14 protein-coding genes and 1 tRNA gene are annotated in these 15,756 nt (G+C 60.4%); 9 read left to right on the top strand and 6 right to left on the bottom strand.

From position 1 onward, the window contains the following. Nucleotides 1-210: 210 nt before the first annotated feature. The 3 genes from Q7L55_06170 (at nucleotide 211) to Q7L55_06180 (ending at nucleotide 4,313) form a co-directional block, all read left to right on the top strand. A complete protein-coding gene (locus Q7L55_06170) occupies nucleotides 211-3,300 on the top strand; it encodes an AAA family ATPase (GenBank protein ID MDO8732142.1) in 3,090 nt (1,029 codons plus the stop codon). Between the two features lie 87 nt (nucleotides 3,301-3,387). Further along, nucleotides 3,388-3,882 (top strand): hypothetical protein, encoded by a 495-nt coding sequence (locus tag Q7L55_06175; protein MDO8732143.1) that lies wholly within the window; start codon nucleotides 3,388-3,390, stop codon nucleotides 3,880-3,882. Between the two features lie 122 nt (nucleotides 3,883-4,004). Next, nucleotides 4,005-4,313 (top strand): excisionase family DNA-binding protein, encoded by a 309-nt coding sequence (locus Q7L55_06180; GenBank protein ID MDO8732144.1) that lies wholly within the window; start codon nucleotides 4,005-4,007, stop codon nucleotides 4,311-4,313. On the opposite strand, the gene Q7L55_06185 is transcribed toward Q7L55_06180, so the two are convergent. From Q7L55_06185 to Q7L55_06200, 4 genes are all read right to left on the bottom strand, one after another. Then, complete coding sequence (locus Q7L55_06185) at nucleotides 4,264-5,544, bottom strand: site-specific integrase (protein ID MDO8732145.1); 1,281 nt, start codon at nucleotides 5,542-5,544, stop codon at nucleotides 4,264-4,266. The two genes, Q7L55_06180 and Q7L55_06185, sit on opposite strands and share 50 nt — an antisense overlap. A gap of 93 nt (nucleotides 5,545-5,637) precedes the next feature. After that, nucleotides 5,638-5,713: transfer RNA gene (locus Q7L55_06190), tRNA-His, on the bottom strand. Nucleotides 5,714-5,773: 60 nt separating this feature from the next. Next, a complete protein-coding gene (gene orn / locus Q7L55_06195; GenBank protein MDO8732146.1) occupies nucleotides 5,774-6,403 on the bottom strand; it encodes an oligoribonuclease in 630 nt (209 codons plus the stop codon). A gap of 47 nt (nucleotides 6,404-6,450) precedes the next feature. Continuing rightward, entirely contained in the window at nucleotides 6,451-7,332 is an 882-nt protein-coding gene (locus Q7L55_06200; GenBank protein ID MDO8732147.1) for a universal stress protein, read from the bottom strand. 113 nt (nucleotides 7,333-7,445) lie between these two features. Here Q7L55_06200 and Q7L55_06205 point away from each other — a divergent pair, with 113 nt between their 5' ends. The 4 genes from Q7L55_06205 to Q7L55_06220 all read left to right on the top strand — a co-directional run bounded on the left by Q7L55_06205 (nucleotide 7,446) and on the right by Q7L55_06220 (nucleotide 12,451). Next, nucleotides 7,446-8,198: a lysophospholipid acyltransferase family protein gene (locus Q7L55_06205; GenBank protein ID MDO8732148.1), complete on the top strand. Its 753-nt coding sequence runs from the start codon at nucleotides 7,446-7,448 to the stop codon at nucleotides 8,196-8,198. A gap of 108 nt (nucleotides 8,199-8,306) precedes the next feature. After that, a complete protein-coding gene (locus Q7L55_06210) occupies nucleotides 8,307-9,731 on the top strand; it encodes a sigma 54-interacting transcriptional regulator (protein MDO8732149.1) in 1,425 nt (474 codons plus the stop codon). After that, nucleotides 9,728-11,677 carry a hypothetical protein gene (locus Q7L55_06215; protein ID MDO8732150.1) on the top strand — a complete coding sequence of 650 codons (1,950 nt, stop codon included), beginning with the start codon at nucleotides 9,728-9,730 and terminating at the stop codon, nucleotides 11,675-11,677. The genes Q7L55_06210 and Q7L55_06215 overlap by 4 nt, the downstream gene beginning before the upstream one ends. 12 nt (nucleotides 11,678-11,689) lie before the next feature. After that, entirely contained in the window at nucleotides 11,690-12,451 is a 762-nt protein-coding gene (locus tag Q7L55_06220) for a helix-turn-helix transcriptional regulator (protein MDO8732151.1), read from the top strand. Here Q7L55_06220 and Q7L55_06225 read toward each other — a convergent pair whose 3' ends face one another. Continuing rightward, nucleotides 12,452-13,210: a sulfite exporter TauE/SafE family protein gene (locus Q7L55_06225; protein ID MDO8732152.1), complete on the bottom strand. Its 759-nt coding sequence runs from the start codon at nucleotides 13,208-13,210 to the stop codon at nucleotides 12,452-12,454. A gap of 9 nt (nucleotides 13,211-13,219) precedes the next feature. Next, nucleotides 13,220-13,762, bottom strand: coding sequence for a hypothetical protein (locus Q7L55_06230; protein MDO8732153.1), 543 nt, complete (start codon nucleotides 13,760-13,762; stop codon nucleotides 13,220-13,222). A 148-nt stretch (nucleotides 13,763-13,910) separates the two neighbouring features. Here Q7L55_06230 and Q7L55_06235 point away from each other — a divergent pair, with 148 nt between their 5' ends. Continuing rightward, nucleotides 13,911-14,966, top strand: a complete 1,056-nt coding sequence (locus tag Q7L55_06235; protein ID MDO8732154.1) for a phosphotransferase family protein — start codon at nucleotides 13,911-13,913, stop codon at nucleotides 14,964-14,966. Then, complete coding sequence (locus tag Q7L55_06240; GenBank protein ID MDO8732155.1) at nucleotides 14,963-15,724, top strand: SDR family oxidoreductase; 762 nt, start codon at nucleotides 14,963-14,965, stop codon at nucleotides 15,722-15,724. The genes Q7L55_06235 and Q7L55_06240 overlap by 4 nt, the downstream gene beginning before the upstream one ends. Nucleotides 15,725-15,756: the final 32 nt, after the last annotated feature.

Here is a 15,756-nt window from a genome sequence, read left to right on the forward strand (position 1 = left end):
TTGAAGGGGTATGACCCTTCAACCGCAGCAAGTGCCAAGTAGCCCAAGAAGCGAACTCAATCCCGGACAGACATCACATCGAACGACACAAGAATCGATCAAAGGAGCTCCAAGCCAACCAATCAAATCCATGCCAATTAGCACGATCACGAACCACTCAAGAACGAGAATCAATTATCCGGCTTGGAATCCGGATTCACCGGTGTCGCGATGACGGCTCACGCGAAGGTGACGATCATCGGTCAGACGGCTGCTGGGATGGGTCAGGTCTGGTATCGCGTCACTGGCAACACCGGAGTCGGGAACGTGCAGGTTGCCTATCGGGTCGGTGCGGGCGCGGAGGACGCGCGACGCGTGCGATTCGTCGGGGCCGGTGCCACCGCAGAACTCATCGGCTTTCGACCGGGCGAACTCATCGTCGACCCTGTCGATTACCTGCACATTGAGTTGGCCTTCTCGGGTCGGTATCTGACGCGCGGGGTGAAGATGCAGCGATCGCAACTGGCGCGTGTTCCAGCCGGGCCGATCCATGATGTCGTTGTCGCCGCCATGTGCCGGGCTGGCCTCGGCCCGGGGAGCGTCTTCGCGTCGCGGGATGCGGGCAACTGGTGGCGCGCCGTTTCCCGAGGTGCTGAGCGAGGCAGGTCAGTGTCGTTCCTGACTGCGACCGGGCTGCTTCGCGCCGCAGCGCGTGCTGGCGCGAATGTGGAGGAGTCGGAGTTGCATTCCGCACTTGGTCGCTCGACTCGCGCCCGCCTATTCGGCCCGGTCGCCGCGCGCCGGGATACCGACGCGGTTCAGCAGTTGGATCTGGACGCACTTGAGGTGGAGACGTTGAGCGACGAGGAACTTGGGGAGCGGGTGTGGCGAGCCGCTGAGGCAGCGTCGTCGCGCCGCGAGCCGGTCGGCAATGCCGGGTATGAGTTGACGTTGACACTTCCGAAGTCGATCAGCCTATATGCCTTGACCGGAGATCCTGTCGTGGCTGGGGAATGGCTGGACGTTATGGAGACTGCGGCAACGCGCGCGCTCGAACGGCTGATGGCTGAGGCGGGCTTCTGCTCGACCGGCCATCGCGGGGAAGGCCAAAACGTCATGCTGATGCCAGCGGATGGTTGGGCCGGGTTCATCGCGACTGAGATCTCTTCCCGTGCCGGCGACCCGCACCTGCACGTGCACTGCACCTTGCCTAACGTGCTCGTCGGACAGGACGGGATTGTCCGCACGATGGCCGACGGTGGGCGCGAGTTGCATGTGAACGCACCGCGGTTCGCTGCGTGGGGTCAGGAGTTCGTTCTCGCCGAGGCCCAGGCTCGAGGTCTGTTGGGGGAGGTGTGGTTTAGCCCGCGGACGGCGCAATGGGAGGCAGGTGGATTCAGCGACGACACTTTGTGGGCGTTCTCCCGCGGCCGTCAGGCGGTGTTGGCGGAAGAGGCCGACGCTGACGACGGGCAACCCATTTCCACGTCGGGTCGAGGTGCCCGCAATCGTGCCGCGAAAACGCGAGCCACCCAAGCGAAGGCTGATGAGCAACCGACCTGGGCGCAATTGCGCGAACGGGTACTCACGCGTGCCGGCGAACTTGGAGTGGACCTTGCGGCGGAGCGCGACGCGACGGGGGAGCGGTTCGCTTCGCCATCGATGTGGTCGGACCGTGACTGGGTCGACTGGGTGTCGTATGTCGCTTGCCGGCACGAGTCCGTCACCAGTCTGGCCAAGATCCGATCCATCGTGGATCTGGCAACTGCTGGCATGCCCGAAGCCGAACGTTCGCTCATCACGCGCGTGGTTGTCCAGGATGGTTTCGTCCGTGCGCACCAATCACGGGACCGCGGCATGCGCAGCGGCGGGCAGCAATGGATCTCCAAGTCCGCACTCGAGGCCGAGGCTCGCCTGTTGGAGCGCATGTCCACGAGCGCTTACCAGGCTCCAGGGCTGACCTGGCGAACAGGGACGGGCATCAGCCGTTTCGAGGTCGACCGCGGTTGGCAGTTGTCTAGCGAACAGCAGCGCGCAGTGCAGGCAATCGTGGACGGCACCGCACCGGTCACGTTGATCTCAGGCGTCGGCGGTTCGGGCAAGACCAGCGTCCTGGCGGCGGCTCACATGGGATTCAACGGCGAGCGGTACGGATTGCTGGTGACGTCCACCGCGACGCGCGCCGCTTCCGCAGCAGGTCACGAGTCGGGTGCGCCGTGGATGAACCTGACCGCGTTGGTCCATCGGATCACTAGCGGTCAGCCGGTGCACGCTCGGGTCATCGTGGTCGACGAAGCATCGATGGCGGACGTTGCAACCCTCGCGCGAGTCGCCGACTACTGCGCGCAGAAGGGCAAGCGTCTGGTCCTGCAGGGCGATCATGCCCAGTTGCGAGCAGTGGGAGCCGGCGACGCCTTCAACGTCCTGTGCTCAGCACAGCCGGACTCCGTGATTCGACTCGAGGTCAACCAGCGGCAGCGCACCGAAGTAGGTCGGGTGGTCGCAGCCGCTCTGCACGCCCGAGATCTCGACACCGCGTGGGAACACCTCACCGCCGATGGTGCCGTTCTGGTTGCCCGCAATCGCGAGCACAAGCTTGATCTCGTCGCTACCACGGTGGTACGCGCGATCAGCACACATGGCGCTGACAACGTCACGTGCGATGCGGTCACCAATGCTGAGGTTGATGACCTCAACGACCGCATCCACGCTCAGCTCCTCGCAGCACACACCATCGACCCGGCTGCAGCGGTCATCTATCAAGGACGCTCGGGCCAGCGAGTGTTGGCCCCTGGCACGGTCTTACGCGTTCGCACTCCACTGAGCCATCGGGATCCCGCGCGCAGGCTTGTCCGAGGCGACCGCGCGGTAGTCGTCCACGCAGGCCGGGACGAAGTCTGCGTCCGTTTCGACGATGGGAAGCAGCGCCGCCTGAAGCCCAATGCTCTGCTCAGGCATCTGGACTACGGCTACGTCGGAACCACGCACACGGTGCAGGGCCAGACCAGCGAAATCCACATTGCCTCGCTTTCCCCGACCAAAGACGCGGCCAGCCTGTACGTCAGCGCGAGTCGTGCCCGTGGACGAACCTTGTTCGTTGCCGATGCCCGGGACTACCTCACGGACAAGGAAATGCGAGCAGCCGCACAGTGGCACCCTGCCGACCTCGACGACGAAGTCCTCGAGAGAGTCCACGCAGTGCTCGCCGGCCGTGCCGAACACCTCGATTCACCCCACAGCGCCCTCGGACCTACTCGGGGCCCGGCGAGGCCTTCATACGGCAGACGCACGGGCCTCCCGAGTTCGGGGATGTCGATGTGACGCCGTAAATGCGAGGTACCAAGGGGGTCGCACCGTTGTAGAGGTGACAGCACTTGTCTTCGACCAGCACTCTGCGAAAGGACCGTCATGGACGTCATTGAATGGCTTGACGAGGCAATGTCTCCGGCCAACGAATGGGAGCCGGGACTCAACAGACTTCGCTACGCGATGCAACTGCTCTACGACGTCGCAGATGCGCTGGCTGCTGACACACCGCTCAACCGTCGAGACTTGATCGCAGTTGGATTGAACCGAACCGAAGTCGTGGTCCAGCGACTCGACGATGCCGGGGCACTCATGGCTGACTTCCTGGTGCCCGAGATCCCGCCACACATTGCTTCAGCAGTCCTGAGCAACGTCGCCTGTTGGGCCGCCAGCATCGCCCTTGAGTCATCAGTGCAGCCGTGCTTACCGGAATGCCAGGGCCTCGATGCTCAGCACTGGTTAGGCGTCAACGACTCAGGAGTTCTTGAATGCGGGGACTTGGTCGTCTGCGCCTTGGGCGCAGCCGCGAGCGCGGAGGCCTACATCGTCGCTGCTCAGTGGGTGGCGTGGTTCGAGCTCTGCTGGTTCGACGACTGACGCAATGCACTCAACCTGAAGCGGAGACATCCGTTGTCGGCGCAACTTGCGAGGCACCAGACGGGTTGCGTGGTTGACCAGGCATAGGGACGAGTGGCGATCACGAAAGGAGGTGGGACAGCATGGCGAGAGCGCAGGTCAAGATAGGCGAACCAACCTTGACAGTGACTATCTCACCTGCGTGGCTGACTGCAGATGGAGCTGCCGCCTATACGTCTCTGACTGCCGACTACGTCAAGGCTGCGTTCCGTCATGGTGACCTTCCCGGCTACCGGCATGGTCGCCGGACGCTGCGGTTCAAGATCACTGACCTTGACGCGTGGATGAGCGCGGCGGAGGTCAAGGCGTCCAACGTTGTCGTCAGTGGGTCGGTCGCCGGGATCACCTCGGGTTTTCGGACGAACCCTTCGCGTCGCGGTCGGTCTTCTTGACCCCTTTGGGTTTTGCCCGGCTCTTGCGAGGCGCAGCGATCGCGGTGTTCACTTCCACGCCTTCTGTGGAACCCAGCAGCCGGGTGATGACATTGGCGCTTGCCCGCGTATCGGGGTTCAACACGTGCGAGTAGACCCGCATGAGGGTGATGGGATCGTGTCCCAGGCGACGTGCAACCTCGCCCACAGGTACCCCGGATTCCAGGAGCCAGGTCGCTTGCGCATGTCGAAGGTCATGGATGCGGGGCTTGAACGTGAGTTCCCCGGATTGGAACGCAGTAGTCGCGGCAGGAGCCCAAATTCGGGCGTAGAAGTTGTTATGACGGACGACCCGCCCGGTGGCGGTCGTGAACAGGAACTCGTCGCGGCCTCGACCGACCATGAGAGGCGCGAGCGTCGCAAGCAGCGCCTCATCAATAGCGGCGCTTCGGTAGCCCCGCTGCGTCTTGGGGGTGCCCTCCCTGTATTCGCCGCGTCTGTCGCCCTCAGTCCAGGCCTTGTCTATTCGGATACGCGGGTTGTCTGCGTCTGGGTTGACGTCACCGACCAGAAGCGCGGTGGCCTCGCCCCATCGAGAGCCGGTTCGCACGAGCGTCTCGATCAATGGTCGGTAGTGAAGGGGAATGTAGGACAGGAGCGCTCGATACTCCGCGACGGTCAGCACATGATCGTTTGGCTTGTCCCCGAGGCTCGGTGCAGCGCCAAGTGCGGGATTCGACGAAATGTCTCCGTCCCGCAGCAGCAGATCGAAGCCCGCCGACACGACCGTATGGACGTTTCGGATCGTTTTTGCTGACAGCGTGTCAGCAGAATCCCCTCTCTTCGTTACCACTTGCCGGTCTTGAAGCCGCCTTATCCACTTGCGAACATCAGAGTGCTTCACAAGCCCAGCGGGCCATTCTCCGAACGGGTCGCCTTCGGGCAGGTACCGATCCAGCGAGCGCCGGTATTCGGCTCGGGTCCGGTCGGATGCCTGGGTGTTCGACGCCACCCACGCCAGGGCGGCGGCCCGCACCGTCACACTCGACACGGCCGCAGGGAACCCTTCCCCCTTGACCCAACGAGGAGGCCAGTCACCGCCACTGCCCTCAACGAGTCGCAGGAATTCGTTGGCGGCGGCCTCGTCAGTTTCCCTGAACGTTTCCGACTGGAGCTTTCCGCGAATGTCCCGCCATTGAACGGCTATCGAAACGAGACCATCGCTGCGTGTCCTGCGCCTAATCCAGGCCATGAAATTGCCCCTCCCTGTGTCATTTATGCTGACACACTGCTGACATGGGGAGGAGCGAATCGCTAAAAGTTGTTGCGCTGCAACAACTTTTCGTGGGGTGAGTGACGGGACTTGAACCCGCGGCGTCCTGGACCACAACCAGGTGCTCTACCAGCTGAGCTACACCCACCATGACGCAGTTGAAAACCTCGTCACCCGCTCGCGCGGAAATGGAATCGTAGCGGATGACCTACTGGCCGGACTCGCTCCCTTGGGCGTGGTCGACCACGTGACGCATGCCAAGTTCCTTGGCTATTGCCGAGTCTGGCCCGGGCTGCGCAACGAAGACGGCTTCGCGGTAGTAGCGCAGTTCAGCGATCGATTCGCGGATATCTCCAAGGGCTCGGTGATTGCCGTGCTTTTCGGGCAGGCCGTAATACGTACGCGGATACCAACGACGCACCAGTTCTTTGATGCTGGACACATCGACAAGTCGGTAGTGCAGATAGCCATCGAGTTCAGGCATGTACTTGGCGAGGAATCCGCGGTCGACGTAGACGCTGGAACCAGCGAGCTGCGCCTTACCTGCCTCGGTCACATGTGTCTTGACGTACGCCAGCACCCGCGCTTCGGCATCGTGAAGAGTAATGCCGAGGGGGATCTCGTCGATAAGCCCGGATTCGGTGTGCATGTTCACGACGAACTCGTCCATGGCCGCGAGAGGTGCGTCGTTGCACTTCACGACGAGGCTGATGCCCGCGTCGAGTTCATTGAGTTCTGCGTCAGTGACGATGCAGGCGATCTCGACGATCTCATCGGTTTCGGGGAGCAATCCCGTCATCTCGCAGTCCACCCACACCAGTTGATCGCCGTTAGCCATGGGTTCAGGCTAGCGATGAGGTGCGACTGCGGGTGTGGTTGCTTTGCTCAAGACTTCTCGACGGGCTCTCCAACGACTGCTACCGGCACCTTTGCCTTGTGCAGCACGCCGTGGCTGACCGAACCCAGCACAGAACTCATGACCTGGCCATGTCCACGAGTGCCGACAACGATCATGGCTGCCGCAGGCGAAGCCTCGAGCAGCGCTTTCACCGCATTCCCACGTGTCACGACCTGCTCGATTTCGACATCTGGGTATTCGGCTTGAAAGCCAGCAAGCACTTCGGCTGCCAAGCGCACCTCTGAGTCATTGATGCTCTCGAAGTTCGTCGGGACAGGTGTTCCAGGCATGATCACCAAGTCAAAGGAGGGCACATCCCAGGCATGCACTGCCACAAGCTTCCACTTGTGAAGGCTGGCAGTGGCGAATGCGAATCCGACGGCTGCATTGGACGCCTCGCTTCCGTCGATGCCGACGACGATGCGATCCTTCGCGGCGTCGGTCTCATAGCGCATGACGATCACGGGGCAGTCAGCGTGGGCCACGAGCTGGGAGCTCACCGACCCGAGCAGCAACTCCTTGAACCCGCCATGTCCGCGCGAGCCGACGACAAGCAATGCTGCGGTTTCACTCGCTTCAAGCAGCACACCAGTCGGGGATCCGATTTGTACGATCGACTGCACGTCCTTGCCCGCCAATGTGGCAGCCACTTCATCGAGCGTGGTTTGCGCAGACTTACGAATGTCTTCCAAGGTGTCCAGGCCTACGGCCATGCCGGGGCCGAAAGTGCCGCCTGATGTTGGCAGGATGAGCGCATTGACCAATGTGAGTCCGAGCCCCCTTAGTTCGGCCTCGGCGGCGGCCCATTTGGCAGTCAGAAGCGAGGTTTCGCTGCCATCAAATCCAACGACGACACGATTGCTCCACATGCTGCTTACCTCCACGTATCGAAAATGCTCCTCCGCCATTGTCTGCGCGAAGAGTCCTGAACGCCGAATTAGAGTCCAAGGCACTGATCTTGCCGCGTGACTAGCCTTTGCGTATGGCAGATTCGGTGTATCGACCCCTCGTGTTTGCGGCCAAGGGGATGCTTCGACTCCTCGGACTGAAGTTCGATGTCCAAGGACAAGAGCACTTTCCCGCCGTTGGCGGGGCAATCCTGGCGATCAATCACGTGAGTTTCCTTGACTACATCTTCGCAGGTATCCCTGCTGATCGCGCTGGCCACCGACTCGTGCGGTACATGGCCAAAGACGGAATCTTCAAGCACCCAGTTGCTGGTCCTCCGATGCGAGCGATGGGTCACATCAGTGTGGATCGCGATGCTGGCTCTGAGGCATTCCGTGCAGGGGTTCGCATGTTGCAAGGCGGCGAGCTCCTGGGCGTATTTCCGGAAAGCACGATGAGTCGGTCATTCGAGCTCTTGCCGTTCAAGAGCGGAGCGGTGCGCATGGCCGCGATGGCGCAAGTACCGATCATTCCGATGATCACCTTCGGCGGACAGCGAGTCTTGGGCTACGGGCACCGCGACCTTTCTCGCAGCAAGACCATCGCCATCACCATCGGTGAGCCGATGATGATTGAGAAGCGAGCCGATGCCCACGCCGAAACCGACAAGCTCCGCACAGTGATGGGCCAAATTCTTGATGAGACGGTTGCGCGCTATCCCAAGCCGGCCGGTGAGGACTTGTGGTGGATACCGGCTCGACTCGGTGGCTCGGCCCTGACGCCAGAGCAGGTCAGGGCGGCGCGCCGGCAATCTGCGCCAGGCTCAGTGGATGAGGATTCGGACTGAAGTTCACCTTGGTGAACTTTCCTTTTGTGAGCGCGGGCACTTTGCCAATTGAAGGTGCTTGAAGGGCGTTTTCTGGCATTAAGGCGCCCAGCCACGTACGGTCTGCATGTGACCAACTTCGCCCCTTCTGTCCCCGTTGACCTGCCTACCACCTTGGGTGCGCTTGTCTCCTCTGGCTACGAATCGCGCACCGTCAAGCAGGAGATGCAAACCAACCTGCTCCAGCGACTTCGCGCGGGGGAACCCAGCCTCCCGGGGATCCTGGGTTTCGACGACACCGTCATCCCACAGGTCGAACGTTCACTGCTTGCAGGGCACGACATCGTGCTGCTGGGTGAGCGTGGTCAGGGCAAGACCCGTCTTATCCGAACCCTCACCGCTCTCCTTGACGAGTGGATCCCTGTGATACAGGGCTGCGAGATCAACGACGATCCGGCTGAGCCGATCTGTGCTGGGTGTCGTCGGGAGTTTGAGGAGTTGGGCGACGCCTTGCCGGTTTCGTGGCGCCATCGCAGTGAGCGCTTCGGCGAGAAGCTCGCGACACCTGACACTTCCGTTGCCGACCTCATCGGAGATGTTGATCCGGTGAAGGTCGCCGAAGGTCGCAGTTTGGGTGACCCTGAGACCATTCACTACGGACTCGTCCCGCGCACCAACCGCGGCATCTTCGCGATGAATGAGTTGCCTGACCTCTCGGAGCGCATCCAGGTTGCATTGCTGAACGTGCTTGAAGAGCGCGATATCCAGGTTCGCGGTTACAACCTGCGCCTTCCACTGGATCTCTTGGTTGTTGCCAGTGCCAACCCCGAGGATTACACCAACCGAGGCCGCATCATCACACCGCTGAAGGACCGCTTTGGTGCTGAGATCCGTACTCACTACCCGCTCGACATTGATGATGAGATCGACCTGATTCGCCAAGAGTCCAGAATCCAGGCCGTTGTTCCTGGCCATTTGCTCGACATCGTGGCTCGATTCACCAATGAGGTCCGCGGCTCATCTTCGATCGATCAGCGCAGTGGTGTTTCAGCTCGTTTCGGTATCGCCTGCACAGAAGCGCTTTCGGGTGCAGCGCTTCGTCGCTCGGCCATCACCGGCGAGCGTGAGCCCGTTGCCCGTGTAGGAGATCTCATGGGCGTTGTGCCGACCTTGCGCGGCAAGGTCGAGTTCGATGTCAGCGAAGAGGGCCGTGAGCAGGAGTTGCTTCAGCACCTGGCTCGTCGTGCGACGGCTGAGTCCTGGCGATTGCTGCTCGGTGGCAATGACATTCGTCCGGTGCTCACCTCACTTGTTGAGTGGTTCGACGAGGGCAACACCTTGCAGACCGGAGATGAGACTGCTGGGGAGTCATTGATCGGAGAGCTCGGCAAGTTCGAGGGCCTTGGCAAATTGCTGCAAGCAGTAGAGCCGGATCTTGCTGAATCACCGGGGCTTGCAGCTTCCTGTGTTGAGTTTGCGATTGAAGGTCTCTGGTTGACCCGTCGGATTGATAAGGACGAGGTCGATGGGGTCATTCGCTACGGGGCCGCATGAGTCGTTTCCGGTATGGGTCCTTCCATGACGGACCCGATCCACTTGCCGCCCCGGTCGATGCCGGTGGCGGCATGGATGAGATCGGCCGCAGACTGCTCGAAGGGCAGTCGCTGAAGGATGCATTCCGCGACATGTTCCGCGAGGGACTGTCAAAGCGCGATGGTCTTCGCGACATGTTCCGCGAGGCGCAGAAGCGTCGCCGCGAGCTGGAGAAGTCTGGGCGGATGGATGGGCTGCTCACCGATCTACGCGAGTTGCTCGATCAGGCGCTGACGATAGAACGCACTGCGCTGTTCCCAGATCCATCGGATGACGCCCGTTTCCGCGAGGCAATGCTCGACACTGTGCCCGATGAAATTGGCCGCGCAGTGCAGCAACTTGCCGATTACGACTGGCAGTCACCCGAGGCCGCGCAGAAGTTCCAGGAGTTGAAGGATCGCCTGCAGCGCGATGTCATCGATCAGCAGTTCAAGAACATGACTCAAGGCATGAAGCAGATGGACTCACCTGAGTCGCGCGCTGCGATGAAAGAAATGATGCAAGACCTCAATGCGATGCTCGAGAAGCATCAACGTGGCGAGGATGCATCGCAAGATTACGAAGACTTCAAAGAGAAGCATTCTGAGTTCTTCCCAGACGCCCCCGAAACTCTTCAAGAGTTCATCGACGAGCTTGCGCGGCAGGCAGCAGCAATGCAACGCATGATGGACTCACTCAGCCCAGAACAACGTGCCGAACTTGCCGAGGCGATGCAGCAGGCTTTGTCTGATATGGGCTTGCAGGATGAGATGTCGCGCTTGCAACAGAACCTCCAGACGATGCGCCCGGAATTCTCTTGGTCGGGCAAGCAAAGCATGAGTGGTGACGAACCTCTGGGACTTCCCGATGCAACTCAAGCCCTTGCAGAGTTGGCCGATCTTGAAGCGCTGATGGATCAGCTCAGCGACAGCGATGCGCGTGCCAACCTGGACAACATTGACGAGCAGGCAGTTGCACGCGCTCTCGGTCGGCAGGCCGTTGATGATCTGCGTGCCATGCGCGACATCCAACGTCAACTCGAGGAGGAGGGCTACCTCGAGCGCGATGGAGATCGACTTGAACTCACTCCCAAGGCGGTTCGACGCATCGGTCGTTCAGCGCTCAAGGAGGTGTTCTCCTCGCTCGACGTCAGCAAGCAAGGCGATCACAGTGTGCATCGCACTGGAGCTGCCGGCGAGATCACGGGTCTGACGCGTCCTTGGCAGTTCGGCGATGAACAGCCCATCGATGTCATTCGCACGGTTCGCAATGCTGTGAATCGCAAGATCATGAGCGGTGATGCTGAATTGAAATTGCGCGCCGAAGATTTCGAAGTGCATGAAACCGAGACGCGCACGCGTGCCGCTGTGTGCCTGTTGATCGACCAGTCCTTCTCGATGGTGATGAGTGACACTTGGGGCGCCGCGAAGACCATGGCGCTGGCACTCCACTCGCTCGCTGCAAGTGCCTATCCTCTGGATGCCCTGGAAATCATCTCTTTCGCCAATGTTGCACAGGTGGTGAAGCCACATGAGTTGCCAGAGCTTGAAGCCAGTTATATCCAAGGCACCAACCTGCATCACGCCTTGATGCTCGCCGGCCGGTTCCTCGACAAGCATCACTCAGCGCAACGAGTAGTCATGGTGGTCACCGATGGCGAGCCAACTGCCTACATCGACAACGAGGGCTACTCCTGCTTCAGCTGGCCGCCAAGCGATGAAACCATCGCATTGACCGTGGCGCAGATCGATCTCATGACTCGTCGCAAGGTGCCGATTTCCTGGTTCCGACTCGGCACTGATCCAAGCCTGGAGCGCTTCCTTGATCAGATGGCTCGCCGCAATGGTGGACGCGTGCTCGCGGCATCAAGTGACCGCTTGGGGGATTACGTTGTAAGTGACTATGTTCGTGCCCGTGGCGCACACTAGTCAGAGGTATCGATGGTCCTAGCAGAGAACCGGCCAGTTGCCACATCCAATAATGCTCCTGATCGGGTGGAGCGGCTGACCTTGTTGGCTCAGTCTCTAGTGCGCACGCCGAAGTGGGATGAGCTGACAAGGCTCCTTGCCTTGCGCATCTTTGATTCGTGGTCCTGCGAAACCGTGCTGCTGTTCTCAGTGAACGCGCAGGGCACGCTGACCCTGACATCTTCGTATGGCGTTGCGGATGCGTACATCGTGCATGAGATCGTGCTCAGTGCCCACCCAGCGCTGTCGAGCTTGCTGTCCAAGGGCGACATATCTTGGGGAGAAAGTGGCACGCGCCTTAGTCGGCTGATCCCCAACAGCCTGCAACCGAGCGTGCGCGGCGCCGTCGTGATAGCCCCGCTTAATCGCGTGACCATCCCCGAACAGGTGCTTGTCCTAACGTTCGCCGAGCCGCTCCCGGAGAACCCAGCAAGTAAGCCCTTTGTTTCTGCGGTCGTCAGCCTGCTGGAACTACGGCTCTCGATGATGAGCGGTACAGAGCAGCGTCGCGGCTCCGAGGGCAGCGGTGACGAGGACTCCGGATTCTCCGAACGTCAGGTACTCGTACTACGAGGTATCCGCGATGGCAAAACGAATCGGTCCATTGCTGAGGATCTTGGGTTCAGCGAGTCCACCATTCGCCAGGAGACTCTTCGGATCTACCAGGCGCTAGGCGTGAACTCGCGCAAGGACGCAGTCTCGGTCGCACAGGATGGGGGCATGCTCACCAGTTGATCAGCCTGCGATCGCCTTGGACGTGACCAGAATGGCAACGCCGATCAACACAGTCTGCAATAGCCGAGTTGCCATGCGCGGAGTCATGCGACGCAAGAGGTGAGCGCCGATGGGCGCGCCAATCAAACCGCCCAATCCAAGAAAAATCCCTGCCCGCCAATCAATGTCGGCACTGCTTGCCACATGTCCGAGTAGGGCAGCCGTGCTCGACATCACGATCACGGCAAGTGACACCCGCGCAGCAACTTTGATGGGCGTGTTGAGCCACAGGATCTGCAGCGGGATTGTGATCAAGCCTCCGCCAATGCCAAAGAGTCCACCGAGGAAGCCGCCAGATCCACCAGTGAGAGCAATCTGCGTTGCAGTGGCTGCGTTGGTGTGATGCGCATTCTCGGCGTCCTCGGCATCGATGCGTTGATTCGTGAGCACCACGTTGAGCAGATTCAGAGCAGCGAAACCAAGGAGCAGTGCAGTGCCTGGCAGATGGTGAGCGACAAACGCACCAAGTGGAGCGATGATCACGGCGGGGATGCCAATCATGATCACTCGCCGCCAGGGAACCAGGTGCGCTCGAGCATTGCTGAATGTGGCGGCCGCAGCTGTGACCAGGATTCCGATATTGCTGGTTGCGACAGCAGCCACGGGCGTCAGACCGCTGAACACAAGAATCGGCACGAACAGCATCCCGCCGCCTCCGCCGACCGCGCCTGCGAGTACTCCCGCGAAAATGGCAAGAAGAAACTCAAGGACAAGCAGCATGAACCGAAGTCAGCTGGCAGATGGTTGTGGCGTAACGTCCACGTTCGCTTGCGCGTTAACGGCCGGCAGTGGGTAGCCCGCCGCAGTGCAGACGCCCATCATGCGAGTGCGTTGTGCTGAAAGCTTCTTGGATTTGGCAGACGACATGGTGCCAAGAGTTGCACTCTTGTTGAGTGCCTTGACGATGCGCAGACTGCGCTTGCTGCTCTTGGCCAGAACGGCGGCCTTGGCGGCGCCGCCACCGACGACAGTCTTGGCACCGGTGTTGACCGCCTTGGTCAATCGCGCGTAGTCGGCCAAGGCCTCTTTCTCGGTGAAGTCACCATTGGCCACAGCACCGGCGTTGTAGTCATTCACCAATAGATCAACCTCGTACACACTGGCGCAAGCGCTGCTGAGCGCTGGGATCTGAGTGATGCTTGAAGTGGGAGTGGCTGAAGCTGATGAGGACGAATCTGCTGCCGGTTCTGCGCCCGAAGCACAGGCGCTGAGCACGAGGAGGCCGCTGAGGGCCAGCCCAGCCAGGAGCAGATTTCTTGGCTTCTGGTTCATCTGCGCCCTTTCCGTGGTGAGGTACTACCAGCGTTGTCCTTCGACCATGCTTATAGCCTCAGGCTCGCCGCGCGAACCCCAAGGCAAAGCCACGAATAATTCTTGCTAAGAATAGCATTCTGGCCTGTCAGAATGCTATTCTCTTGTTATGGCTGATACCGCGACACATCCCTTCACTCCCGCCGAGCTCGAGCGCCTCACGCGCTGGATGGATTCGGTTGATCGCCCGGGCACGGGTGACACCCCTGAACTGACAAAGATCTCTGGTGGCTCGCAGAACGAGTTGTACCTCGTTGATCGCGGAGGCGATCGCACTGTGATGCGCATCCCGCCGCGCACGATGGGACCTGCGCGCGCCGATGGGATCCTTCGCGAACAGCGGTTCCTAGCTGCATTGAATGGCACTGACGTGCCACGCGGTGAGCTCGTCGTTGGTTGCGAAGACCCAGAAGTGCTAGGCATCCCTTTCTACTTGATGAAGCAGATCATCGGATGGTCAATGACAGGTGGCGGATGGCCGGAGCCGTATGCGTCTGATCTCAGTTTGCGCCCTTCGCTCGGGTACGCATTGGTTGAAGGTGCTGCGAAGCTTGCTGCTGTTGATTGGAAGGCCCAAGGGCTGGAGGGCTTTGGTCGCCCTGACAACTTCCATGAGCGACAGGTGGGCCGTTGGACCTCGTTCCTGGACGCATACAAGTTCCGTGAGATCCCAGGGCTTGACGAAGCTACGGCATGGCTGGATAACAACAAGCCACGCGCCTGGGAACCCGGCATCATGCATGGCGACTACCAATTCGCAAACATCATGTTCACCAACGATGTTCCGGCCGGTCTCGCTGCCGTTGTCGACTGGGAAATGACCACCATCGGTGATCCGCTGCTTGACCTCGCATGGGCATTGCGCGATTGGGGCCCAACAGGTGACGCGGATGATTCGAATATCAAGGCCACCACGGCAGGTCAGGCCTCACTGGAGGAATTGCTAGCGCACTACGAGAAGTTGAGCGGTCGCAGCACTGCAGACTTCAACTACTACCTCGTTCTTGCTCGTTGGAAATTGGCCATCGTGCTCGAGATGTCATATGCCAGAGTCGTGAGGGAAAATCTCGACAATCCGTCGCTTGCTGGCTTCGGTCCACTTGTGCTCGAACTCATGAGCCAGGCTGCTGGACTCGCCGCGACGATGCCCAATGGAGTGAAATGAGCTATCTCGATGGCCTGTTCGATCTGACCGGCAAGGTCGTCGTCATCACCGGTGGTAGCAGGGGCTTGGGCAAAGAGATGGCCTACGGCTGTGCACAGGCTGGTGCTGACGTTGTCATCGCCAGTCGCAAACTTGAAAACTGTGTAACGGTGGCGCAGGACATCGAGAAGACCACTGGTCGCCAGGCAATGCCCTATGCACTCCATGTCGGGCGTTGGGATGAGATCGAGCCCTTCGTCGATGCAGTTTATGAGCGTTTTGGCAAAGTCGACGTGTTGGTGAACAACGCGGGCATGTCGCCGATCTACGAGAAGAACTCAGAAGTCACTGAGCAGATGTTCGACAGCGTGATGAACCTGAACTTCAAGGGTCCCTATCGGCTCACCGCGTTGATGGGCGAGCGGATGGTCGCTGCCGGCGCTGGCTCGATCATCAACATCAGCTCGTCTGGTTCCATCCGGCCAAGCGCAACGATCATTCCTTACGCCGGTGCCAAGTCTGCTCTGAACACAATGACCGAGGGCTTCGCAACTGCCTTCGGTCCGGCAGTTCGCGTGAACACGGTGATGTCCGGAACGATGATGTCTGACATCTCCAAGGCGTGGGATCTGGAAGCGATGAAGCCAGGCATGCAGCGCATCGCGATGAAGCGCATTGGTGATCCACCAGAGATTGTGGGCGCCGTTATCTATCTCGCGTCCGATGCTTCTAGCTACACCTCGTGCGCCACGATCCGCGTTGATGGTGGAATGCCATAGGCCTTCGAACTGGCTAGCATCAATCAACAATT

The sequence above is a fragment of the Actinomycetota bacterium genome (genome assembly GCA_030650795.1).
GTDB lineage: Bacteria > Actinomycetota > Actinomycetes > S36-B12 > S36-B12 > UBA11398.